The following is a 22471-nucleotide window of genomic DNA, read 5'->3' on the forward strand; positions in this document are numbered from 1 at the left end:
AATGACCATAACAAAGTGAAGGTGCGACATGAGCATTTTTATTGATAATACAACCCGTCTACTGGTGCAGGGCATAACGGGTAAAGAAGGGCAGTTTCACACCAGACAATGCATTGAATATGGAACAAACGTCGTAGCCGGTGTTACTCCGGGTAAAGGTGGTCAAAAAATGGATGATGTACCGGTGTACAACACTGTTGCCGAAGGACGCAAAGCGACAGGCGCCAACGCCACCATGATTTTTGTACCCCCGCCATTTGCCGCAGACGCTATCCTCGAGGCAGCAGATGCGGGCATAGAGCTGATCGTTTGTATCACAGAGGGCGTGCCGGTAATGGATATGCTCAAGGTAAAGAACTATCTGGCTCAGACAAACAGCAGGCTCATCGGCCCTAACTGCCCTGGAATTATCACTCCTGGCCAGTGCAAAATAGGTATTATGCCGGGTGCGATTCATACAGCTGGTGGTCCGGTCGGGGTCGTTTCCCGTTCAGGAACCCTGACCTATGAAGTCGTTCACCAGCTTACCGAAGTCGGTCTGGGACAGACCACCTGTGTAGGTATTGGTGGTGACCCGGTGAACGGAACAGGATTTATCGACTGTCTCGAGGAGTTTAACAAAGATAATGAGACTACCGCAGTAGTAATGGTAGGTGAAATAGGCGGCTCCGCTGAAGAGGACGCTTCTGCCTGGATCAAGGCCAACATGGAGAAACCGGTGGTGGGTTTTATTGCAGGTCTGACTGCACCTCCAGGTAGGCGTATGGGGCATGCCGGTGCGATCGTCAGTGGAGGAAAAGGTACAGCAGAAGCAAAAATAGCTGCTATGGAAGAGGGTGGAATCTACGTCTGTAAGGATCTGGGGCATTTGGGGCGTCTTTGTAAGGAGGCGTTTTCATAACAGGCTGAGCAGATACAGGACAGGGTCAGATGTTTGTCTGTAGTGCAGAGGATTGTCAGCAGAATTTCAGTGCAAGGAGACAGCATGGATACAGGTGATAGACTCAACCAATTGATGGAGCTGCGGCAAAAGGCGAGTCTTGGTGGTGGTCAGGAGAGAATAGACAAGCAGCACGCCAAAGGCAGTATGACAGCCCGGGAGAGGATTAATATGTTGCTCGACCCGGGTAGCTTCGAAGAATTCGACATGTTCAAGACCCACAGATGCAGGGATTTCGGCATGGAGGACCAGGTCTATCCGGGTGATGGTGTGGTTACCGGGTATGGCACAGTGAACGGCCGGGTAGTGTATGTGTTTGCCCAGGATTTCACCGTGCTTGGTGGCTCTCTTAGCGAGACCTTTGCTGAAAAGATCTGCAAGATAATGGATCTTGCCATGAAAAACGGGGCACCTGTCATAGGCCTAAATGATTCAGGTGGCGCCCGCATCCAGGAAGGCATAGAGAGCCTTGCCGGCTATACAGAAATTTTCCAGCGAAACGTAATGGCATCTGGTGTGGTACCGCAGATTTCTGCCATTTTCGGCCCATGTGCAGGAGGCGCAGTCTACTCCCCGGCGCTGACTGATTTCATAACCATGGTCCAGAACCAGTCATATATGTTTCTGACCGGGCCGAAAGTGGTGAAGTCTGTGACCCATGAAGATGTCACGGTTGAAGAGCTTGGCGGTGCAGCAATGCATGCCAGCAGAAGCGGTGTTTCTGATTACGCTGCGCCTTCCGAGGCTGAGGCGATTGAATATATCAAGGGACTGCTTTCTTTCATGCCGCAAAACAACATGGAGAGCGCTCCGGTTATTCCATGTGAAGATCCTCCGGGGCGTCCGACGAAGGAGTTGAACGGGATTATTCCGGAAAACCCCAATGCCGCCTACGACATGAAGGAGATAATCCTGAACACCGTGGATGACGGCAATTTCCTCGAGGTGAAAGCAGATTTCGCCCCCAATATCATCGTTGGCTTCGCCAGGTATAACGGCATGAGTGTGGGTGTGGTTGCCAACCAGCCGGCACATCTTTCCGGGGTTCTCGATATTGATTCTTCCGTGAAAGGTGCCCGTTTTGTCCGCTTTTGCGACTGTTTCAATATTCCCATCGTCACTTTTGTCGATGTGCCGGGCTTTCTGCCAGGTACCGTTCAGGAGTATGGCGGGGTGATCAGAAACGGTGCGAAAATTCTGTATGCCTTTGCCGAAGCCACAATTCCCAAGGTTACGGTCATCACCAGAAAAGCGTATGGTGGCGCCTATTGTGTAATGTCTTCCAAGCATCTTCGCGGTGATATCAATTATGCCTGGCCGACTGCAGAAATAGCTGTAATGGGCGCGAAAGGCGCAGTTGGTGTACTGTACGGCCGGCAGGCCAACAGTACAGACGATCCGGTGAAGTTTCTTTCCGAAAAGGAGCAGGAGTACCAGAATACTGTCGCTAACCCATATGTTGCAGCCGAGCGCGGTTATATCGATGACATCATCGAACCTGCCAGAACACGCGAGCGTATTGTCAGAGCTTTACAGTTGCTTCAGAATAAGCGGGATACCAATCCTATGAAAAAGCACGGGAATATTCCTCTATAGACTTGTTTTCGTATGGAAACGAGATTGGGATGCCCGCGATTATCAGGTAATACATCAGGGAGATCAAGATATGGTAAAGGTTTTTATTAAACGTAAGGTAGCCGATGCAAGTCTTGTTGAATTGATAAACCTGCTGAAACAGCTTCGTACCCTTACGCTGAACCAGCCCGGTTATGTCTCCGGTGAGACTTTACGACGCATGGACAAAGAGGGTGAGTGTGTGGTGATTTCAACCTGGCGCTCTCTGGACGACTGGAACGCCTGGATTACTAACCCGGACAGGGCGTCAATCCAGGGTGAAATTGACAGCCTGCTCGGTAAGCAGACCGAGTATGAGGTATATGGCTGATTACCCGCAAAAGGTAGTTGTCGAAGGGTGCTTTTTTTCTCCTAATCTTCGGCATCGAGGGAGAATGACCGCTCGCAGATAAGCGAGCGGAGTGAGACGCAGATATTGGGTTATGCGGGTCAGTCTAATTTTCACTTGATGCCTTAGCTTGGGGAAAAATTTGCAAACACCGACAGGCTCCCGGAAGAGTTTGTTTGATGAACGAAATAAAAGGGTGAACAGATGGCAGATAAGAAGAAAAAGATGGCAGCGGCTTTGGCTGCTGTGAGCGCCTACATGCAGGAGGAAGAGGCAGCTGTGCAGCAGGCCTCGGCAGTGCCATCCGTGTCCTCTGAGGTCGGGATCAGTCAATGGAGTTTCAGCGGCAGGCAGGAAATGATGGCTATGCGCCGCCTGGTCCAGTTACGGGTTTTTGATCGTTTTCGATAAAATTGCCGGCCTCGGCTGATGGTGACCTGCTTAAAAAGTAGAGTGAATCGAAGAAGCAGGGAAAGGGCAGCGCGGGGTTGCAGAATTTCACGGTAGTTCGGTAGGGCTACTGAGATGAGTAGAGGAGACAGCACAATGAGCGACAAGGTAAGAATGACCGCAATGAATTACGATGCTGACCGTCCGGCGGCAAAGAATCCTGTGAAAATCATGGATCTTTCCCTGCGTGACGGACATCAGTCCCTGTTTGCAACCAGAGGACGTACTGAAGATATGATCCCGGTCGCAGAACTCATGGACGAGGTAGGCTTCTGGGCCATCGAGACCTGGGGCGGGGCGACTTTCGATACCATGCATCGTTTCCTGAATGAAGATCCATGGCAGCGTCTGCGTACTTTGAAGAAGTATATTAAGAAGACCCCGTTCTCCATGCTGCTTAGGGCGCAAAATCTGGTGGGGTACCGGAATTATGCCGATGACCTTGCCTATGCTTTTGTCGACAGGGCTGCTGAAAACGGCATGGACGTGTTCCGTACCTTTGACGCCTTGAATGACTACCGTAACTTTGAGACTGTAGTTAAGCAGATCAAAAAGTGCGGTAAGCACTTCCAGGGTTGTATCTGCTACACTCTTACCGCACCCCGTCTGGGTGGTGAAGTGTACAATATCGAATATTATGTGAAGAAGGCCCGCGACCTGGAAGAGATGGGTGCCGATTCTATCTGCCTGAAAGATATGGCAGGGCTGATGTCCCCGTATGATGCGTATGCCCTGATTAAGGAACTGAAGAAACACGTCACGGTGCCGATTCATCTGCACAGCCACTTTACCTCCGGTATGTCGCCGATGACGCACCTCAAGGCAATTGAGGCGGGTGTTGATATTATCGATACTGTTATGACCCCGTATGCCTACCGTACGTCCCACGCAGCGTTGGAACCACTGGTTATGACACTTTTGGGTACTAACCGTGACACCGGTTTTGATATTAAGAAACTGGCTGTAATTAATGAAATCCTCGAAAAAGAGGTAATGCCCAAGTACAAGCATCTGCTGGACGATTCAAAAATGTCCATTATCGATATCAACGTTCTCCTGCATCAGACTCCGGGAGGTATGCTCTCTAACCTGGTGAACCAGCTGCGGGAGATGGATGCGCTCGATAAGATCGACGAGGTGTACAAAGAGCTGCCGAGAGTACGTAAAGAGCTTGGACAGATTCCGCTGGTTACCCCGACCAGTCAGATCGTTGGTGTGCAGACTGTAAATAACGTACTGCACGATACCCCGGAAGAACGGTATAAGATGATCACCGGTCAGGTAAAAGATCTTTGCTACGGTTTGTACGGAAAAACCGCAGTTCCAATTGATCCTGAGTTACAGAAGAAGGCGCTTAAGGGGTATCCGCGTGGTGAGGAGCCAATCACCAGCCGTCCGGCAGAGGTGCTTGAGCCAGAGCTTGAGAAGGCGAAAGCAGAAATTGGATCTTTGGCAAAGGATATCGACGATCAGATTCTCTATGCAATCTTCCCCGTTACCGGAAAGAAGTTTCTGGAATGGAAGTATGGCAAGGCCGAGGTGCCGGACAGCGTCAAGCCGATTACCATGGAGCAAGTGAAAGAGCGCGATGAGTTGGTGAAGAAAGCCAAGGCGGGCAAAGTAATTGAAAAACCGGAAAATGCTCCGGAGAAATCAGAGGCTGCCAGGACTTTCAATGTCTTTATCGACAACGAGTATTTTACGGTGGATGTTGACCCTGTTGGCGGCGCGCCGGTAATTTCTGCATCCGGTCCTGCTCCTGTACGTGCCGCAGCACCAGCGCCGGCAGCGGCTGCTCCGAAACCGACTGCAGCGGCAGCACCTAAAAACGGTGAGTCGGTCCAGGAGGTCAACGGCACACTGCTTACTGCGCCGATGCCCGGGATGGTCGTACGCTTTGAGAAGAAGGTTGGAGATGCGGTGAAAAAGGGTGATACCATTATGATTCTCGAGGCGATGAAGATGGAAAATGCCCTGGTTGCACCTTGTGACGGCAGCATTAATGCGGTTAATTTTAGTGTTGGTGACAGTGTGGTGAAAGGCGCGACTCTTGCTGTAATTGGTTAGCCTGAATTTCCACGAACATTGTGACCGAAGTATTAAGCCTTGGAATCCGCCGGTTCCACTTATGCAGGTATGGGCTGATGATGATCAGTCGCCGGCAGGATAGCTGCTTGATTTGACAAATATGGTCAAATAGTGCAAACGGGTAGAAGACCTTTAGGGATTCTACCCGTTTTTTTATGCATATATTCACATTTAAGGCGAAATCATGATTATTCGAGAACTAAATGGACACACTCCTCAATTTGGTAAGGATTGCTTTATAGCAGAGAACGCAACCATCATCGGTGATGTCATAATGGGCGATAACTGTTCTATCTGGTTCAGCACCGTGGTTCGAGGTGATGTTCACTATATTCGTATGGGGAACAAGGTGAACGTACAGGATGGCGCGGTAATCCATGGTACCTACCAGAAGTCACCGACAAATATCGGCAATAATGTTTCCATTGCGCACAACGCTATTGTTCACGGTTGTACTATCCATGACAATGTACTGATCGGCATGGGAGCTATCGTCATGGATGACTGTGTGGTGGAAAGCAACACGATCATCGCAGCCGGTGCGGTAATAACCAAGGGAACCCACGTAGAATCCGGATCGATATATGCCGGTGTTCCTGCCAAAAAGGTCAAAAATATCAGCCAAGAGCTGATCTCCGGTGAAGTTGAGCGGATTGCTGACAGTTACATAAAATATGCCGGATGGTATAAAGAAGAATTGATAGAGCAACACTGACAGAGCTCCGGGTATGAGCCCTGGTTTCTCATAAGAAATACGGGCTTAGCCCATTCAATAGAGGCCATCTGTATGAGTATAATTCTTGATTCTCCACTGGATATGCATCTGCATCTGCGGGAAGGTGAGATGCTGCAATGTGTGGCACCGCTGACAGCCAGGGATTTCGCTGGTGCGGTGGTTATGCCAAATCTCATTTCCCCGGTGGATTCTGAACATAAACTCTCTCAGTATCGAAGGGATATTGAAAGAGTATGTGGGCAGGAGCTGTTCACACCGTATATGACGCTGTTTTTCAAACCGTACAGTCTGGCTGAGCTTGAAAATGTGAAAGATCAGGTGATCGGCCTGAAATTGTACCCGGCCGGCATCACTACCCAGAGCGAAGCGGGGGTAACAGATTTCTCAGAAATTGAGGAAACCCTGCAGTACATGCAGGATCTCTCTATTCCACTCCTGGTGCATGGCGAAACCAGTGGCTTCGTGATGGATCGGGAAAGGGAATTTATTGAAGTCTATAGAGATCTGGCGGTCAACTTCCCGAAGTTGCATATCATTATGGAGCATATTACCACCGCGGATTCGGTGGAGTTTATGGAAAAGTATGACAATGTTTCGGCTACAGTCACTCTTCATCATCTGATGATCACGCTCGATGACGTAGTCGGTGGCTTTATGCAGCCGGATCTGTTTTGCAAACCCATAGCAAAGACGCCAAGGGACCGTGGGGCGCTACGATCCGCAGTGTTTTCAGGCAATCCCAGAATTATGTTTGGCTCCGACTCTGCCCCGCACCCCAGACACAGAAAAGAGTGTGTGGGATGCGCGGCTGGTGTTTTCACGGCGCCGGTGGCTTTGCCACTCCTGGCGCAAATCTTTGCGGAGGAAGGATGTCTCGATCTATTGCAATCATTTGTTTCTGATAACGCCTGCAAACGATACCGGATCTCACCACCTGAAAAACGGATAACACTTACTGAGAAAGAATGGGTGGTGCCCGAGTTATATGGCACGGTGCGACCATTCTATGGTGGTGAACGTCTGTTTTGGGCTGTTAAGCGGGATGGGGAATAACAGACGCCAGTCACCCCTCTATATCGCTGGAAATAATTGTGCTAATCAACCACACCGTCTTGCAGGCAGGGGAGTGACATCGCCTGCCTCAGTTCAGCTGCCCCTGCATTGCCGCCGCTCATCTGGATGGCAACCTTCCTGCCCTGTATGCGATCACGTATTTTTATCGCCGCCCGCAAGCACGATGCTCCCGCTCCTTCGGCCAGATTTCTGGTATGGTGGGCAGCCAGGGCAATTCCCTCGTAAAGCTCATCTTCAGAGAGCAGAATGAAATCAGCCAATTGATCCCTATAGAGCATAAAGGGTAATTCATAGGCGATGCCGGTGGCGACTCCCCCGGCAAAGGTGGTGTTGGGAGCTGAGACAAGAGTTTTTTCCCGCCACGAAGAATACGCTGCAGGCGCAGCTTCGGCCTGGACCCCTATAATATCAATCTGCGGTCGGATCTGTTTACATACGGTGATGGCTGCCGCAGCCTCGCTCCCCGCGCCAATTGGGATGATAAGCACATCCAGATCCGGCACCTGTTCAAGGATTTCTAAAAAACCGGTTGCGACGCCATTGATCAGATGAGGTTCGTTGGCGGGATGGACCAAGTAAAGGTCACGTTCATTTTCTAACTGTTTAACCTTTTGGCCGGCTTCTTCAAAATTAGCGCCGTGTTCTATAAGTTCTGCACCGGCATCTCTAATGGCTTGCATTTTGAGCGGGTTAGAACCTTCGGGTACCACTACAACTGCCGGGAGCTCAGATTGGTGTGCGCTGGTGGCAACAGAAATACCATGATTGCCTGTGGAATAGGTGATCACTCCGTTTGGTGGTGACGACTTCCGCCTGAGGGTATGCATCAGGTTCATGCTGCCCCGGATTTTGAATGTTCCTGTGAGGTTTTGATTTTCATGTTTTACATAAACCTCAGTACCTATGAATCGGTTGAGGCTGGTATAACTTCGTAATGGGGTTGGCCTTAGAAGAGGCCGCAGCACTTCACGGGCTGCCAGCACGTTGGATAAAGACAATAATTGAAGAGAATCCTGCATATTTGTTCCTCCTTAAACTTGGTACCAATCCTGTTTGCTGAAAATACACCATTGGGGGGGCAGTTGTTCTGCAAAGGCTAATAATAGCTGTAGTTAAGGCGGATAAACAGATGCAAAATCAGAAAAAACCAATCGGCACAGAATGAGGGGTGAAGGGCGGGATTTCCGGTAATCTGCCCTCCGGTTGGCTGAGATTACCTGTGAAGTTGGCGAATAGTTGCGAGTATCCTGAACGCTTTTGGGCGTGTCAGGCGTTCTACAATCATGAGTGCGACCAGGGTAAAGAGCCCGGCAAAGAGGACCTGGGCGATACGCAGATAAAAGTTCGCGCTGGCTGTGGCATCTACCTGAGTGGAACTGCCAAGCAGGACAAGAAAAGTAGTAAAGCCGGAACTGAAGGCGGGTGCCATCGGCCCACCGGTTACAATAATTCTGGCAAAGAGCAGGGTGGCCAGAAATGTAACAGCGATGAGGAAAATGTAGGTTGGACAAAGTACCAGCAAGTTATAGTTTACAATGATTGCTATGCCGCCGATGCAGGTGGCAGTGGCATTAGCTTTTAGTGTCTTGATCGAACTGTTCTTGTTCGGTGTGCCGGCCATGATGCAGATGTAGATCATCGCCAGGGCATACTGGCCCAGGTTGAAGAAGAAGAAGATCATTACGGCGGCTAATGCAACCAGGGTACTGACCAGGGCCAGGCGGATACGTTCAGAGTGTGGCACCGTCACTGTAACCGCTTGGCTACGAGCATCAGCTTTTAAGTTGGCAGCAGCTGGTGGAGAAGTCGATAAGAGTCCATGGAAAAATCCTGCCAATAGCAGTCCGCCAGCCATGTTCAAAACCAGATAGGTGGCAACTACCGGAGCTACACCTGCTCCGGCAAAGGCTGAGATAGGAACCAGAGTAACACCAAGGGTCATGAACAGTGTTGCCATTGGTGGCGAAGCAGGTGTGTCATTATAATAAATGAGAAAAAACAGAACTGTATACAGGGGAATACAGACCAGGGGGTAGTTAAGAAAAAACTCACTGATGATTATTCCACAAAACAGAGCAAAGACGAGACGAAACAGCAGGGTGATTGCTGATCTGGCGCCCATCCACATGGGTATGGCGAGGAACATGAAAGTAAAGATCGGGGTGATAAAATAGAGGGGCCAACTGAACCCGTAGCTTATCGCCACAGAGGTTGTTACGCCAACGGCCAACCGTAATATGGTCAGGCTTGCTTTATCCATGATCTGCCGTCAATGGAGATGGGAGAGTATGCTGATGAAGCGAATCCAGAAACCGGCCAGAGTGTTCTGGATTGGCCGATCACCTGTGTAGACCAGTACATTTGCCTGGCCGCCAACCCGCATATAGTCGTTGGCCCGGTCATCGGTGAAGGTGATGAGAACAGGCATATGCTGTGCCTGCCGGAGCCAGCCCTGACTTGGCTGAATAGTGGAAAGTCCGCCAATGGGATCGTCGGCGTTGTCGGAAACACCATAGCCGATGCTCATAACCCGGCCTTCAAAAATTTGGCCCGGTGCCGAATCAAGGACAATATCAACCGTGTTGCCCGGTCTGATGTTCATCAGGCAGTTTTCCCTGAAGTTAGCCTGAATCCAGATTAATTTTGTGGAGATAAAGGTCATCAGCGGCGTGCCGATGCTGGCATAATGACCTACATCAATGAGCAGGTTGGTGATTATGCCTTCAGATGGGGCACGAATGTAACTTCGCGATAGATCAAGCTGGGCAGATTCAAGTGCAATGAGTGCGGATTGAACTTTGGCGTTATCTTCTCCAGCATAACCCAGCTGGCTTTTTGCTTTACTCAGTTCCGACCTGGCGCTGGCAAGCTTTGCTCTTGAGGCAGCAATCCTGGATCGTGCATCGTCTGCTCTTGATTGTGAGGCTGCGCCCTTGGCTGCCAGGCCGATGATCCGCTTCCCTTTTACCTCGGCGTTGGCCAGATTTGCCTCCGCCTCGGTAACTTTTGCCTGGGCTGTGGTTACTGCGGCCACGTCGGCTTCTGAGCTTTGGGTTGCCTGCTGCAGTTCTGTCTTGGCCCTTTGTACGGCCAGGTTGTAGTTGGCCCTGTCGACAACAGCTAGAATTTGTTTTTCTTCAACACGTGAGTTATTGCTGACAGTAACTTCGGTTATATGTCCTGATACTTGAGGTACTATCGGTACAACAAAGGCCTCAAGTCTGGCGTTGGCTGTATACGGGGTGAATTTGTCTGCAAGCACATAACAGACAAGGATAAGCAGGCAAAGAACAATGGCGGCCCTAATCCAGCGATTGACTGACGAAGATGATGGGCTGGTTTCGGCAGGAGCGGTTGCCTCTGTCTCCTGATTGCTCTTTTGAGAGTGCCCGTTAACTGTATTCTGCTTGTCGTCTGTCATATCTTGTTGAGCTGAATGAGGATTTTTACTTTTGAACCTTATCTCCAGACTCCCTCCGGTCAGCCGCGTAGTTACCGACCAGCCAGGCGATGATCACAGCGATGAAATATTGCCCGAAAATTGCCTCCATCTGGCACAATGCACCGGCACCGGGAGTCTGAGGCGTTATATCTCCATAACCTAGTGTCGTGAGGGTGACCATGCTGAAATAATTGAAAACAATTAAATGATTTCCACTTGTTTGTTCAAGCAGGGCGCCGCTGAAAGAGTCGGGGCTCAGCAAATACATAAGTGTGTAGGCGGAACCCCACAACATCCCCATAATCAGATAGAAGCAGAGGGTTGCGTAGAGTACTCCAAGAGTTACCCGCTCTGTCTTTCTGAGCTGCCCGGCGTACGACCAGATCAGTAGCCCGAAGTAGGCGATTTGCATAACATAGGCGCCATGTTTACTGAGTCTGATAAATTCAAAAATTCCGAGCCAATAGAGAACCAGCACAACAGGAAGCAGAGCTATGGCGATTGAGCGGTGATGCTTATATTTGGCAACGGAATAGATGCTGAAAAATAGTATGGCCGAGAGCATAAGATGGGCAAAAATCGCAAGCGATGGATACGGCGTGAGAAAGGGACTACCAAAGAGATAGATCAGCAGAAACCCGAGCAGATTTCGAAAGCTGCTGGTATTGATCGCCTCTTCTGAGCGGTGTTGTTTCATTGAGTTGCCTTGGCTGCAGGGATGTTATCGAGAAATTGACCCCAGTCTGTTCGTACTTCCATAGCGTTGATGTTGAGCTGGGAGATTGCGGCAGGCCTGTTGTCGGCTGTCCACCCTCCGCCCATGGCTTTATAGAGCGCTATGGTAAAACTGCCTATCCGTCCCTTTGCCTGGGCGTGCTGATCCTGCCTCTGGGTGAGCGACCTGATGGAATCGAGTACGCGCTGATAGTCGGTAAGTCCTTCTGTATATTGCAGGGTCGACAGTTCTGTAGAGCGTTGTGAGGTCAGCACACCCTGCTGCAGATATTCGGCCTCTCTTTTGGCCAGAACCAGGCTGCTCATGGCATTTTCAACTTCCCGGGCTGCATTGAGTACCGTATCCTGATAACTGACTATGGCCTGCTGTAGCCGGGCATCCTGGATACGGATATCATTTTTCAGTCTGCCGTATTGGAAAAGCTTCCATGAAAAAGTCGGGCCAAAGGTATAACTGAAATTGTCGGAGTCGAAGAGATCTCCCAAGTTATCTGAGCCACTGTCAGAAGTGGAATAACCAAGTGAACCCAACAGGCTGAAGCTTGGATAGAGTTCCGTTATGGCGATACCCACACGAGCGCTTTGGGCGGCGGCCTGCATTTCAGAGCGCTTTACATCCGGTCGTCTGCGTAATAATTCTGCAGGAGCACCAATCGCAATTTTTTCAGATACTTCAGGGATTCCTTCCCGTTCCGCAATGAGCCCCTCTATTTCTCCGGGCAGCATGCCAAGTAGCACCGCCAGCCCGTTTTGAGCAGTGCGAAGTGATGACTTGAGGTTGGGGATAGTCGCCAGGGTGGTGGATTGCAGTGTCTCTGCCTGCAATAGGTCAAGTTCGGTGACTACGCCGGCCTCAAGCTGAATTTGGATAAGTTGCAGAGACTCCTGCTGCAATTTGGCATTTTTTTGGGCGAGTGCAATTCGTTCCTGCAGCGTTCTGATATCAATGTAGGTCTGAGCAACCTCCGCAGTTAAACTCACCAGAATATCATCATAGTCTGCCAGCGAGGAGAAGAGAGAGCTGTCAGCGGATTCAATGGCACGGCGAAATTTACCCCAGAAGTCAAGTTCCCAGGCAACATCAAGGCCTGCGCCCAGTGACGTGAAATATCTCTCTTGAGCGGGCTCCGGTATGCCGGTCCTTAAGAGTTCGCCGTTGGCCTCCTGAAGCTGAGGGTAGAGATTACCGCGTACTCTGGCTAGATTTGCTCTCGCCTCAAGAATGCGAAGGCCTGCCACCTGCAGGGAGAGGTTCTGGTTTGCCGCCATTGTGATCAGGGTGCTGAGCACCGGATCGTTGAATTTCTGCCACCAGCTGGATAACTCTTCCCGCTGACTCAGGGTGGCATAGTTACTTTGGTCGGAATACCATTGATCAGCTATAGGGGCGTCTGGGGTTGTGAAATCAGGGCCGAGTGGACTGCAACCGCAGTTGGCGATAAGCAACAAGAGAGTCGGCCATATGATTTTATGACTGATCATTTTTGTACTTTGTCTGGTTGTGGCTCGTTCTTGTCTTTTGGTGATTTGTTTTCATCGTAATCGTTCACCCAGGCAATGAACAGGGTATAGCTTATTGCGACGATAACCGCCCCGACGAAAAGCCCGATTATGCCAGAAGAAATCATACCGCCTAGAGCCCCGATGAGGATCACGATCATGGGTGCATTAACACCACGACCCATGAGGATCGGTTTGAGAAGACTGTCGCAACCGCTGACCAGTAGAGCCCAGATCAGAAAGACCACCGCCGGTACGGTAGAGGTAAAGGTAAATACCCAGGCGGCAATGGGGCCCAGTATCAGTACCGCAGGTAGTTGGATTACGGCGAGAATCAAAACACCGAGCGCCCAGAATCCGGCAGCGGGAACACCTGCCGCGACCATGCCGATAGCAGCAAGCGTTGCCTGGATGATAGCGACGCCGATGACTCCCTGCATAACTCCCCTGATTGTAGCGGTTGCAAGAGGGACCATTTCTTTGGCTTTGTTACCTAAAAAACGGTTGGCAACTTTGTTCATGACCACAGCGCCCTTTGGGGCGGTGGCAAGTAACACCGCTGAGATGGCGATGGAGAGAATAAACATCAAAAGTCCTTGAATCCCTGAACCTGCCTTGGCAAGCAGGAAGGTTGCAAAAGAGCGCACTTGGGGTTTAAAGCGCTTCAGCGCCGATTCAAGATTTGTGGAGGCAAGCTTCCAGGCCGAATATGACGGCTCTCCGATAATCGGCCATTGGCGAATATTTTCGGGTGGAGCGGGGATATGCAGGTTGCCCTCTTCAAGCTGTTCGGAAAACGTCTGTACACTCTCCACCGATTCGGCCACCAGCATAACCGTAGGCACAACTAAGGCAGTAATCACCGTGAGAGCAAAGAAAGTTGCATAAAATTTTCTTTTACCTGCTGCTTTCGCGGAAAGCTTTTCTATCAGCGGGGCGACTGCGACAGCAATAATTACCCCCCAAAGAAATGGCATAATAAAGGGCGTGACTATGCGAACTGTGGCAAAGGCCAATATAGCGATCAGAGCAATACGAATAGCTGCTTCTACAAAAACTTTCTCCAGGTTGTACTGTTGTGTTTCCCGTGTATCCATAACAATCCTTTGGCTCGGCAAAAGGAAAGAACGTTAAACAATATCCGGCAAATGCATATCTGCGGCGAGGGAACGACGTCAAGCTGCCTGAAAACGAAAGTATGCCGGGACAGGTGGAGTCCCCTGCTGTTAGTGTGCTGATACTACAGTCAGTATAGGCCCTGTATTGAGAAAATTAAAGAAATCTCTGTATTGTGAGGGGCTGCAGGAGAAGGATAGGCTTTGGCCAGCTCAAGGTGCTGTGGCGGAGACAACAAGGCTATACCAGTACTGAGTATGAAAGTAACCGGGATGTCCTGGTATTTCATTTGACGTCAGTGAGGCCGCGCTTACGTTTGATCTTGTCCGTAAGCATTTTGTACGCAACATAGTATTTTAAGATATTCTGAACATATCGTACAGTTTCCCGACCTATTCGCCTGGAGGCGATAATTTCGACATTGTCAAACCATATATTCGGGTTCAGGCCCTCATTTTCTGCCTCTTTCTGGAGTTGTATTATCTTGGCAGGTCCGGCATTGTATGCCGCCAGACACATCAGCCAGCGATCGAACTGGTCCATGTTCTCAGACTCGGAAAAATATCTGTCTGCCAGGAACCTCAGGTATTTGGTGCCTGCGTGGATATTGTTTTCCAAGGTATTGATATTGCCGATAGCCACTTCTTGTGATTTGGCTGTCGAAGGCAGTATCTGCATGATTCCGACGGCGCCTTTAAGGCTGATAGCATTCTGGTCCAGTCGTGATTCCTGATAGGCAAGAGCTGTGAGGAGTAATGGGTCAAAGTCGTATTTCGTCCCATATTTTTCGAAAAAAGGCTCAACCGTCATGAACTTAGTCAGGTTGTCTGCGTGGGTAGCATCTGTAATGTAGCTGGTGTCTTTGAGGTAGCGGTCAAACTGTATGTTTCCCCAGAGCGTGCCCCGTTTGTGGGTTGCCAGAAATTCGTCGATTATTTTTTTAAGCTCAGGGTTGTTTTTACGGATGCCCCAGGCAATGTTCCCTTCAGTCCCGACCTTTACATCGGGATGAAGGCGGATATTATCAAAAATTTCATTCCAGAAATCTGCTTTATGATCGTCCATAACGATTGCCGGTATCATGTTGGCGTTTACCATCTCCAGCAGGTCTTCGTCTTCAAAGTTCTCGTTGGCTATAGTGAGATTGATCTGTTCAATTCCTTTTTCCTTGAACTGCTCGTTCAGCTTCAGCAGATTCTCATAGTAACTGGAAGATTCCCTGACATATATTTCAATCCCTGCAATTTCTTCAACGCTATGCAGAGTTTTGTATGATTTGGGAGTTATCAGGATTTCGTTGACGTCTGTCATGAAGGGATCACTGAAATCCACTTGTTCCAGGCGATTTTCAGTGATAGTGAGATTCCCCATGATAATATCGCCGAATCCCTCATTAAGTTTTGTCAGAAGGTCTTTCCTGGCGGTGGGTACCACAACTAACCAGATGCTGAGGCTGGGATTATTCAATTTTGAATTGACGTATGCTTCAAACTTTTTAGCGCTGTCATAGCTGAGCCCGCGAGGTTCGGCGCCGTCATAGAAAAAGTATGTTTTGCTGTATGGAATAAGGACGCGGATAAGTCTGCGCTCAAGAATTTTATCGAAATCACCGGTAAAGGGAATATTCTTTTGAAGAATCGCCTCATGATCTATCTCGTTTGGAAAAGCGGCAATGGTACAGGCCGGATGGATAAGCATGGTTGCGGTTATTGCTGTCAGCAGAATAGAGATGAACTGATAGGCCCTGTTCAGTAATGAGTGATTACACATATACACACTGGAAACGAATAACTGGATTAATTGGTGGATTTAGACAATAGTAAAAAATTACCGCATAAGGAAAAATACGAGAATATCAACTTCCATCAGACCGGTAGTCTCTCCTTGGCTGACTGGCGTAAAGGGCAATATCAACCTGAGATAATATAGTTCATGATCGGCACCTTGGCAAAAAGACATCCCGCAGCAATACAGTTCTGCAGCTGCCTGTTCCTGCTTATTGCGTTGTTGGGGTGCAGTAAGAGTAACCTCGGCTTAAAAGATACGCCTGCCATCACCGAGGAAAGCTGGCGTTCGAATATCATTGCGCCGGCGGAGTATATTGAGGCACTGGAGCAGTCATCATTGATATATCTTGAGCGGGATGACAATGTGCAGATTCCCGTGCGGGTGTTTGGTGAAGAGGGAGAAAACTATCCTGTTGTTTTTACCCATGGTCTGCAAAGTCATTCTGCATGGTTTTCTTTATCAGCGTCTTTACTGGCTGAACGTGGCCATCCGGTTTATGTGTTTGATCGAAGCGGTTCCGGGCTAAGTGCCGCTCCACGTGGTGATATCAAAGATTTCAAATTATGGGCGAAAGAAATCAGTGAAGTCGCCGAATATGCGCTTGCCAGACATGGTTATGATCGACATTTGCTGGTCGGGCACTGCTTCGGTGCGATACCGGCGACGGTGTATGCATATCTTTATCCTGGTAAAGTGCAGGCGCTGGTACTTACTACACCGGCGTTCTACACCAGGACCAGTATTCCTTTCAGCGATATCCTGAGGATCGGTTTCAGTAAATCCGGAGAACGGGATTTTCTGGTGCCGGTAATGCTACAGCCGGAACTCTTCTCTGAGTTGGATGAATACGAAGTGTTTATTGAAAGTGACACCCTTGCCTTGCGGGCAGCAACGGGAGATTTTTATTATCAGGTAAATGAAGCGAGAAAATTTATCACCCGTCAGGTAGACTTGCTCAAAGTACCTCTCTTTGTCGCCCTGGCCGGTGAAGATCGCATTGGTGATAACCGGAAAAATGAAAAATTCTTCGACAAGATACCATACCCGGATAAGACGCTGGTAACATACGAGGATGCCCGGCACATTCTGGAATACAGCCCTGAGAGACAACGGTTTTTTACAGACCTTCTCAACTGGCTGAATGAACGGGATGAATTTGTCCACCATTGAATGGAAGGGTGGGCGAGTAGTTATTCCAATTTAGCGTAAAGACTATTATGGCTGCAATACGATCATTCGAACTGTTTTTACTGGACATCCCGTTTAAACACTCTTTCAAGCATGCGGCAGCAAGCAGGAAAACCAGTTCCAGTATTTTCCTCAAGTGTACTGTCGAAAGTGGTGATGGGGCTGATTCCCCCGGAGTGCACTACGGTTATGGCGAATGTCTGCCAAGATCCTATGTCACCGGCGAAACACGCGATGGAGCGTTTAAACTGTTACAAGACACTCTTCTCCCTGCATTGCTGGGCATGGAGTTTGATTCGCTTTCCCAGTTGATTCCTTTCCTGTCCGAATGCAATGGCAAAGCGCCGGTTGATTGGCTTGATCCGGAGACTCCTCAGACTGCAGCCTGGGCCGCTGTGGATCTTGCCCTGCTCGATGGGTTTGGTAGAGCTTTTGCTGAACCGGTCAAGCTGACCAACAACGCATTACCTGCTGATAACATCCGCTATAGTGCTGTGCTTTCTGCCGAGAAGGGGTGGAAGGCGGTAAAAATGGCGCTTGTCTATAGATTGTATGGTTTTCGTCAGGCCAAGCTAAAAGTAGAAAAAAGAGATGCGGTCGAAGCAGCCGGATTTTGCCGAAAGCTTCTGGGCAGCAAGTTCGATATCCGGGTGGATGCCAATATGGCCTGGGAAATTGATGAGGCGGTCGAGGTTATGCAGGAGCTGGCAAAGTTTGGTATTCGCTCGTTCGAACAACCGACAGCGGCAGATGATATTGGTGGTCTGGCGCGGCTCGTTAATGAAACGGGGCTTGAAGTAATGGTGGATGAAAGCCTTAATGATGCTGAATCGCTGGAAAAACTTATCGAGCAGGAGGCCTGTACTTCGGTCAATGTGCGGATTTCCAAGTGTGGTGGGCTGGTTGCCGCGTTTAACCGCTGCAAACGCGCAATAGAGGCTGGTATGATCATCCAGGTAGGCGCTCAGGTTGGTGAAACTTCTCTTCTGTCTTCGGCCCAGCTCATTTTATTGGCGGCTGTGCCCGAGGTTCGGTATGCCGAAGGGTGTTTCGGCCTGTATCTTTTGCATGAGGATCCGGTCAGCCCACTCAAACAGTTTGGTTACGGCGGAAGTCTGCCGCCAATGCCGGCCGGTCCGGGATTCGGGATTGAGGTGGATGAGGGAATGCTCAGGCGCTATAGTCGTAAAACGGTTGAAGTGAAATGATGTATTGATTTCTGATTACCCCTGATCTTCGGCTTGAAAAGGAGAAGATCAGGGGTGTGAAGTGAGAGGAGGCAGGTGTGAGACGTGGCAGATTGGCAAGTGGCCCTCCTTGAATCGATTCATTATATCAAGTTGCTGGGGCTCTTCCTGTAAGAGTGTTACGGTTGTCAGGCAGGTCTTTGTGGTTTAGCCTGCATCAATATTATGGAAATTGTTTACATGTCCTTTTGAAGAGGGTTCCTGGTAGACTATCTGCTGAATATTGAACTGCTCCTTCATCCGTCTGAAAAAGTGTTCACGGGTATCAGAGTCTTTCAGCTTCCCATTAACTGCGCTAAGCTGAATGGTAAAGTCATCAGATAATGTTACTTTTGTTTTGGGAGACAATTGAACAACCTGTGACTCAATCTCGGCGAGCATAGCTTTTTTCCTTAATTGAGCTGTTGAATCAGGTGTTTCCTGGAATTGCTTTTTCCCTATTGTTTTAATAATAATATCTACGATGTCATCGACTGTTAGCGAATCTACACAGAAAACCATATCATAAAGACGGCTGTCCCATGTGTCCTTCCCATAGAGGCTAAGCCCCCATTTCCGTCGTTCTTCATCATCTTTCTTCAGGTTGTAGAGAACTTTTTCAGGTGAACTGTTTTTCTCCCTTCTCATTTCCTCCTGAATCCGGTCTTCCATTTTCGCGTTTATCCGGATTTTGAGAACATGGGGGATATCCTGAAGGAAGAAATGACCTGCTAAGCCGTGGTAAATTATATTTCCTCTCGACATACAGGAAAGAAAGGAGGTCTTGAAAAAGCTTATGTATCTCTCCCGTCCATTACTGAAACGATCCAGCACTGAGGGAGCATTGTGAAGAGCATTTTTTAGCTTAATTTCCGGGGTGTTAAACTGGTCTGAAGCACTTACCAGAATCTCGCGGGATATACACTCATAATTGAGTTCCCCGGCAAGTCTTTCCGCCACTTCTTTACCACGACTGTATGAACCTCTGGAAATTGTTATGACCGGCATAGGTCCTCCTCAGGTTTGGCCTTTTAAGGCATTCATCATAATCTGCGATTATGGCATACAAGGAGATCTTGAAGAGTGAAGAAACGAAATACTCACATTCTGATAAACGAACTGCAGTTCTCTGACGATAACAGCCACTACATAGTAGTGTATAACTCTATAATAATTTATGCTAATTTATTATGACGAAAGGTGCTGGATTCGTACAATAGGTGCAACAGACTGAAGATGGAAAAGCGAGAGAGTTGTCCATGGTGTCAGCTCCTACACTTAACCAAGGTCTGCACTGTATGAAACAACACAAAAACTACCGACAAAAGACGCTCAGGAAGCCATAAACATAACAAACGATCTCCGGAAACTGATCGTATTATTTCTGAATCTTTAGCACCTGGCTGGTCTCCTGAAGCAATAAGTCAGAGGATGAAAGTTGAATTGCCGCCTGAATCGGCCCCATGCCTAGTACTGGCTACACACGAACTTATAACGATAAAGCGTGTGGATGGATGTTATTCAGTCGACTGCCAAGGCATGGTAAAAAACGTTGGAAAGGTGGCAAGAGAAGACATCTGGCGGGAGCTTCGTTTGATACCTCAGCGACAGGATATTTCAAAAAGACCTGCAATTGTAGCCAGGCGCAGTCGCATTGGTGACTGGGAAAGGGAGGCTGTCCACGGCAAGAAAGGGTTACCTGATGACACTTGTTGCTCGAATGAGCAGGTTCACACTGGTTCGACGAAGTTCTAAGAAAACAAAAGATCAGGTGGCCTCAGTAATGACAGCGTTGTTGAGAAAGTGCCTGAGGTCCGAACAATTACCCTTGGCTAACGGTTCGAAAATTGCCGATCATTTAACAGTTTCTGAAGCGACAGGGGCGGAGATTTAATCTGCCAAGCCAGATGCGAGTTGGCAGCGTGGAACCAATGAAAACACAAATGGCAGGATCAGGCGCTTCTGGCCCAAGGGATTTGATATCTCATCTCTGTCGGAGCAGAAAATAGAGGATAGGATTTTATTGTTAAACCTAACACCGAGAAAGGTACTTGGAGGGCTAACTCCCTTGGAAGCCTTTTAAGGTAAGAGTGTTGCACTTATTACTTAAATCTTGCATACGTCATAGTTAAAGAGAATAATATGTTTACAATATTTGGAAAATTATTTCGAAAATCAGATGGTATAGAAGATGGCGAGAATGAATTATGGGTAATGATACAAGAAAATTCATTCTTTAGGGATAACAGCCACCTTGCTATAGTTGATGAACTTGCTGAAATAATAGAAAATAAGAAATTGGGTGAATTCGATGGACATAGTAGCGGCGCCTATCAGTTAGAAGTAAATTTTTTAGAAGTTCGTAACTATAACAAAGTTAAGGGAATTATTATTGATTACTTTGCTGCAAAGTATCCAGGTCTTGAGTATACTATATCTCAAGGCTATGAAACAATATATGAGAAGTTAGAATGTGTTAATTGATAGTGTCATTTTTAGCTGGCACACTCGTTCTTCGTTTACTCACTAAGAACGTACCTCGTCTCCAATCTTATAGATAAAAGGTCTTTTGTCCTTGAAAAATTATATGCAATAAATATTCGGGACGGACCCAGAATGAGTGCTATGGAGCCTATCTTTTTGGTGTTTTTCTTGGAGGAATTGGGCTTTAAAAAATCAAAGGAAAATCAATTTATTCTAAAAAATATTATAAATTTAAAACATAAACATACTGGTAAAGCACCGAACTTGGAAGTTTAACTCGCTTCGCTCTCGAAATTCCGGAGAGTGGGGTGTTAGTCACTTACTCATTTCATCCCACCATGACAGCCTCTGAATTTGAGGTCTTCTAACGGAACAGATGATGAAAAAAACGATACTATTATTGAGGTTGAGTTACTGGATCGCCGCAATAGCAGATTTCGTTATTGCCATCCTTGCCTGGATACCGGAAAGGATGGGTTTAGAGGAAATTGCTTATCCGATGGGGCTCTTTTCTGTCATTGCATTCTCTTGGACCTTAATGTTGCTAATGGCTGACAGAAAACCAATTGAACGAAAGTGGGTGCTGATTCCAACTATTATCGTTGTTACATTGATCACCATGGTAAGAACCATATTTTCTCTGGGCGAAACTATTGAATTTAATTTGGCACTGTTTCTTTTTGCAATTGCTCTGATTATTCTTATGACGTACAGCTATTATTATGCGAGCAAACAGGAAACAAACAGATGATACTGTTCTAAGTGTGCCTAAAGGCAAAATTTAGTGGCAAAGTGCCGGCTACGCACGCACTCTAAGAAAAGTAGGCCAGCCCCCAATGAAATACGTTGAAATAAATGAAATTTAACAGTAACCAAATCATTCAAATCTATATACAATATGTTGCGGCTTCATTTGAAGAGCAAAAAAAATACACCCTTTTTACGGTATTAATGTTAATTGTCGGCGGTATCACGGGATTTGCTGATGTTCTGGGGATTAACGAAGAAGTAAACAAAATGGTTTTAACTTTTGTAGCTCAATTTCAAAAATTTCATGGAATTGAACTGTTTACCAAGATTTTTTATCAAAATGCGAGAGCGGCATTGATTGTAATACTAGCTGGAATTATTTTTTCCATCTTTCCTGTCTTTGCTGCTATAACTAATGGATTGATAATAGGTTGTGTTGTTTCTACTTCAAAAAGTAATATCGGCATAAGTAGTCTTGAAAGTATATTGCGGTTAATACCCCATGGTATCTTTGAAATTCCAGCTTTTGTGCTTGCAATAGCACTAGGAGTAAAATTGGGGCTATGGCCTTTTAATACAAATAAAATTGAATACATTAAAACCACCCTCAAAAGAGCTGCCCACAACTATATATTAATAATAATCCCGTTATTAATCGTGGCAGGTTTGATCGAAGTAGCACTTATAGAGATAAGCATAAATTAAAAAAACATAACAGGCACGCACCCCTAGATTTAACATTGTGTGCGTAGCTGCAATATAGGAATCGAATGAAATTACCCAAACAGTTAGCGAAGGAAGAAATCGAATCAGAAGTTCGAGCAGCACTAGAAACAGAGAGCATCCAACTTTGTAGCGATTCGAAAATGTATATTCCTGTTTTGCAACTCAACCAAGAGTTGCGTAAGCAGATTTTCTCTGCGAAATTTCGTGGTGAATTGATAATTGGTTCAAGGTCTGTAGAAAAGACGTTAGAAAATGAACAGCACGG

General features: G+C 47.8%; 21 protein-coding genes. 13 read left to right on the top strand and 8 right to left on the bottom strand.

The genetic code is table 11. From position 1 onward, the window contains the following. The first annotated feature begins 28 nt into the window (after positions 1-28). The 7 genes from sucD to pyrC all read left to right on the top strand — a co-directional run bounded on the left by sucD (position 29) and on the right by pyrC (position 7230). Positions 29-901, top strand: a complete 873-nt coding sequence (gene sucD, locus ACN5NT_RS22170) for a succinate--CoA ligase subunit alpha (RefSeq protein ID WP_136798499.1) — start codon at positions 29-31, stop codon at positions 899-901. Between the two features lie 84 nt (positions 902-985). Further along, positions 986-2536, top strand: a complete 1551-nt coding sequence (locus ACN5NT_RS22175; RefSeq protein WP_136798498.1) for an acyl-CoA carboxylase subunit beta — start codon at positions 986-988, stop codon at positions 2534-2536. Between the two features lie 70 nt (positions 2537-2606). Then, entirely contained in the window at positions 2607-2885 is a 279-nt protein-coding gene (locus tag ACN5NT_RS22180; RefSeq protein ID WP_136798497.1) for an antibiotic biosynthesis monooxygenase family protein, read from the top strand. A 222-nt stretch (positions 2886-3107) separates the two neighbouring features. Then, positions 3108-3314, top strand: coding sequence for a hypothetical protein (locus ACN5NT_RS22185; protein ID WP_136798496.1), 207 nt, complete (start codon positions 3108-3110; stop codon positions 3312-3314). A gap of 135 nt (positions 3315-3449) precedes the next feature. After that, positions 3450-5420 (top strand): pyruvate carboxylase subunit B, encoded by a 1971-nt coding sequence (locus ACN5NT_RS22190; protein WP_419176931.1) that lies wholly within the window; start codon positions 3450-3452, stop codon positions 5418-5420. 205 nt (positions 5421-5625) lie between these two features. Further along, positions 5626-6156, top strand: a complete 531-nt coding sequence (locus tag ACN5NT_RS22195; RefSeq protein ID WP_136798494.1) for a gamma carbonic anhydrase family protein — start codon at positions 5626-5628, stop codon at positions 6154-6156. 72 nt (positions 6157-6228) lie between these two features. After that, on the top strand, positions 6229-7230 hold the full coding sequence (gene pyrC, locus ACN5NT_RS22200) for a dihydroorotase (RefSeq protein ID WP_419176932.1): 1002 nt from the start codon (positions 6229-6231) through the stop codon (positions 7228-7230). A gap of 41 nt (positions 7231-7271) precedes the next feature. Here the strand turns inward: pyrC and ACN5NT_RS22205 are convergent, their stop codons facing one another. The 7 genes from ACN5NT_RS22205 to ACN5NT_RS22235 form a co-directional block, all read right to left on the bottom strand. Continuing rightward, positions 7272-8270 carry a threonine ammonia-lyase gene (locus ACN5NT_RS22205; protein ID WP_136798492.1) on the bottom strand — a complete coding sequence of 333 codons (999 nt, stop codon included), beginning with the start codon at positions 8268-8270 and terminating at the stop codon, positions 7272-7274. Between the two features lie 194 nt (positions 8271-8464). Beyond that, positions 8465-9511 (bottom strand): DUF2955 domain-containing protein, encoded by a 1047-nt coding sequence (locus ACN5NT_RS22210; protein ID WP_419176933.1) that lies wholly within the window; start codon positions 9509-9511, stop codon positions 8465-8467. A 9-nt stretch (positions 9512-9520) separates the two neighbouring features. Beyond that, complete coding sequence (locus tag ACN5NT_RS22215) at positions 9521-10672, bottom strand: HlyD family secretion protein (RefSeq protein WP_136798490.1); 1152 nt, start codon at positions 10670-10672, stop codon at positions 9521-9523. 25 nt (positions 10673-10697) lie between these two features. After that, positions 10698-11390 carry a potassium channel family protein gene (locus ACN5NT_RS22220; RefSeq protein WP_136798489.1) on the bottom strand — a complete coding sequence of 231 codons (693 nt, stop codon included), beginning with the start codon at positions 11388-11390 and terminating at the stop codon, positions 10698-10700. After that, the gene (locus ACN5NT_RS22225; RefSeq protein WP_136798488.1) at positions 11387-12910 is read right to left on the bottom strand and encodes an efflux transporter outer membrane subunit; all 1524 of its coding nucleotides are present in this window, start codon (positions 12908-12910) and stop codon (positions 11387-11389) included. The genes ACN5NT_RS22220 and ACN5NT_RS22225 overlap by 4 nt, the downstream gene beginning before the upstream one ends. Continuing rightward, a complete protein-coding gene (locus tag ACN5NT_RS22230; RefSeq protein WP_136798487.1) occupies positions 12907-14025 on the bottom strand; it encodes an AI-2E family transporter in 1119 nt (372 codons plus the stop codon). Before ACN5NT_RS22230 ends, ACN5NT_RS22225 begins: the two co-directional genes overlap by 4 nt. A 304-nt stretch (positions 14026-14329) precedes the next feature. After that, entirely contained in the window at positions 14330-15814 is a 1485-nt protein-coding gene (locus tag ACN5NT_RS22235; RefSeq protein WP_136798486.1) for a lytic transglycosylase F, read from the bottom strand. 162 nt (positions 15815-15976) lie between these two features. On the opposite strand from ACN5NT_RS22235, the gene ACN5NT_RS22240 reads away from it, so the two are divergent. Together ACN5NT_RS22240 and ACN5NT_RS22245 are read left to right on the top strand one after the other, a co-directional pair. Beyond that, positions 15977-17002, top strand: a complete 1026-nt coding sequence (locus ACN5NT_RS22240) for an alpha/beta fold hydrolase (protein WP_136798485.1) — start codon at positions 15977-15979, stop codon at positions 17000-17002. Between the two features lie 47 nt (positions 17003-17049). Further along, a complete protein-coding gene (locus ACN5NT_RS22245) occupies positions 17050-18228 on the top strand; it encodes a mandelate racemase/muconate lactonizing enzyme family protein (RefSeq protein WP_419176934.1) in 1179 nt (392 codons plus the stop codon). Between the two features lie 186 nt (positions 18229-18414). Here ACN5NT_RS22245 and ACN5NT_RS22250 read toward each other — a convergent pair whose 3' ends face one another. Continuing rightward, a complete protein-coding gene (locus tag ACN5NT_RS22250; RefSeq protein ID WP_419176935.1) occupies positions 18415-19254 on the bottom strand; it encodes an AAA family ATPase in 840 nt (279 codons plus the stop codon). Between the two features lie 1134 nt (positions 19255-20388). On the opposite strand from ACN5NT_RS22250, the gene ACN5NT_RS22255 reads away from it, so the two are divergent. The 4 genes from ACN5NT_RS22255 to ACN5NT_RS22270 all read left to right on the top strand — a co-directional run. Continuing rightward, positions 20389-20730 (top strand): hypothetical protein, encoded by a 342-nt coding sequence (locus ACN5NT_RS22255; protein ID WP_136798482.1) that lies wholly within the window; start codon positions 20389-20391, stop codon positions 20728-20730. 376 nt (positions 20731-21106) lie between these two features. Further along, the gene (locus ACN5NT_RS22260; protein WP_136798481.1) at positions 21107-21481 is read left to right on the top strand and encodes a hypothetical protein; all 375 of its coding nucleotides are present in this window, start codon (positions 21107-21109) and stop codon (positions 21479-21481) included. Between the two features lie 104 nt (positions 21482-21585). Then, on the top strand, positions 21586-22185 hold the full coding sequence (locus ACN5NT_RS22265; protein WP_419176936.1) for a stage II sporulation protein M: 600 nt from the start codon (positions 21586-21588) through the stop codon (positions 22183-22185). A 65-nt stretch (positions 22186-22250) separates the two neighbouring features. Beyond that, on the top strand, positions 22251-22471 hold a 221-nt coding region (locus tag ACN5NT_RS22270), incomplete at its 3' end, for a hypothetical protein (protein ID WP_419176937.1).

The sequence above is a fragment of the Desulfosediminicola sp. genome (genome assembly GCF_048381775.1).
Taxonomy (GTDB): Bacteria; Desulfobacterota; Desulfobulbia; order Desulfobulbales; family Desulfocapsaceae; genus Desulfopila; species Desulfopila ganghwensis.

Coding starts and splice junctions, on each gene's coding strand:
- ACN5NT_RS22240 (WP_136798485.1), top strand. CDS start 15,977: ATGATCGGCACCTTGGCAAAAAGACATCCCGCAGCAATACAGTTCTGC.
- ACN5NT_RS22260 (WP_136798481.1), top strand. CDS start 21,107: ATGATGAAAAAAACGATACTATTATTGAGGTTGAGTTACTGGATCGCC.
- ACN5NT_RS22225 (WP_136798488.1), bottom strand. CDS start 12,910: ATGATCAGTCATAAAATCATATGGCCGACTCTCTTGTTGCTTATCGCC.
- ACN5NT_RS22195 (WP_136798494.1), top strand. CDS start 5,626: ATGATTATTCGAGAACTAAATGGACACACTCCTCAATTTGGTAAGGAT.
- ACN5NT_RS22265 (WP_419176936.1), top strand. CDS start 21,586: ATGAAATTTAACAGTAACCAAATCATTCAAATCTATATACAATATGTT.
- ACN5NT_RS22180 (WP_136798497.1), top strand. CDS start 2,607: ATGGTAAAGGTTTTTATTAAACGTAAGGTAGCCGATGCAAGTCTTGTT.
- ACN5NT_RS22235 (WP_136798486.1), bottom strand. CDS start 15,814: ATGTGTAATCACTCATTACTGAACAGGGCCTATCAGTTCATCTCTATT.
- ACN5NT_RS22175 (WP_136798498.1), top strand. CDS start 986: ATGGATACAGGTGATAGACTCAACCAATTGATGGAGCTGCGGCAAAAG.
- sucD (WP_136798499.1), top strand. CDS start 29: ATGAGCATTTTTATTGATAATACAACCCGTCTACTGGTGCAGGGCATA.
- ACN5NT_RS22230 (WP_136798487.1), bottom strand. CDS start 14,025: ATGGATACACGGGAAACACAACAGTACAACCTGGAGAAAGTTTTTGTA.
- ACN5NT_RS22250 (WP_419176935.1), bottom strand. CDS start 19,254: ATGCCGGTCATAACAATTTCCAGAGGTTCATACAGTCGTGGTAAAGAA.
- pyrC (WP_419176932.1), top strand. CDS start 6,229: ATGAGTATAATTCTTGATTCTCCACTGGATATGCATCTGCATCTGCGG.
- ACN5NT_RS22255 (WP_136798482.1), top strand. CDS start 20,389: ATGTTTACAATATTTGGAAAATTATTTCGAAAATCAGATGGTATAGAA.
- ACN5NT_RS22220 (WP_136798489.1), bottom strand. CDS start 11,390: ATGAAACAACACCGCTCAGAAGAGGCGATCAATACCAGCAGCTTTCGA.
- ACN5NT_RS22215 (WP_136798490.1), bottom strand. CDS start 10,672: ATGACAGACGACAAGCAGAATACAGTTAACGGGCACTCTCAAAAGAGC.
- ACN5NT_RS22185 (WP_136798496.1), top strand. CDS start 3,108: ATGGCAGATAAGAAGAAAAAGATGGCAGCGGCTTTGGCTGCTGTGAGC.
- ACN5NT_RS22205 (WP_136798492.1), bottom strand. CDS start 8,270: ATGCAGGATTCTCTTCAATTATTGTCTTTATCCAACGTGCTGGCAGCC.
- ACN5NT_RS22190 (WP_419176931.1), top strand. CDS start 3,450: ATGAGCGACAAGGTAAGAATGACCGCAATGAATTACGATGCTGACCGT.
- ACN5NT_RS22245 (WP_419176934.1), top strand. CDS start 17,050: ATGGCTGCAATACGATCATTCGAACTGTTTTTACTGGACATCCCGTTT.
- ACN5NT_RS22210 (WP_419176933.1), bottom strand. CDS start 9,511: ATGGATAAAGCAAGCCTGACCATATTACGGTTGGCCGTTGGCGTAACA.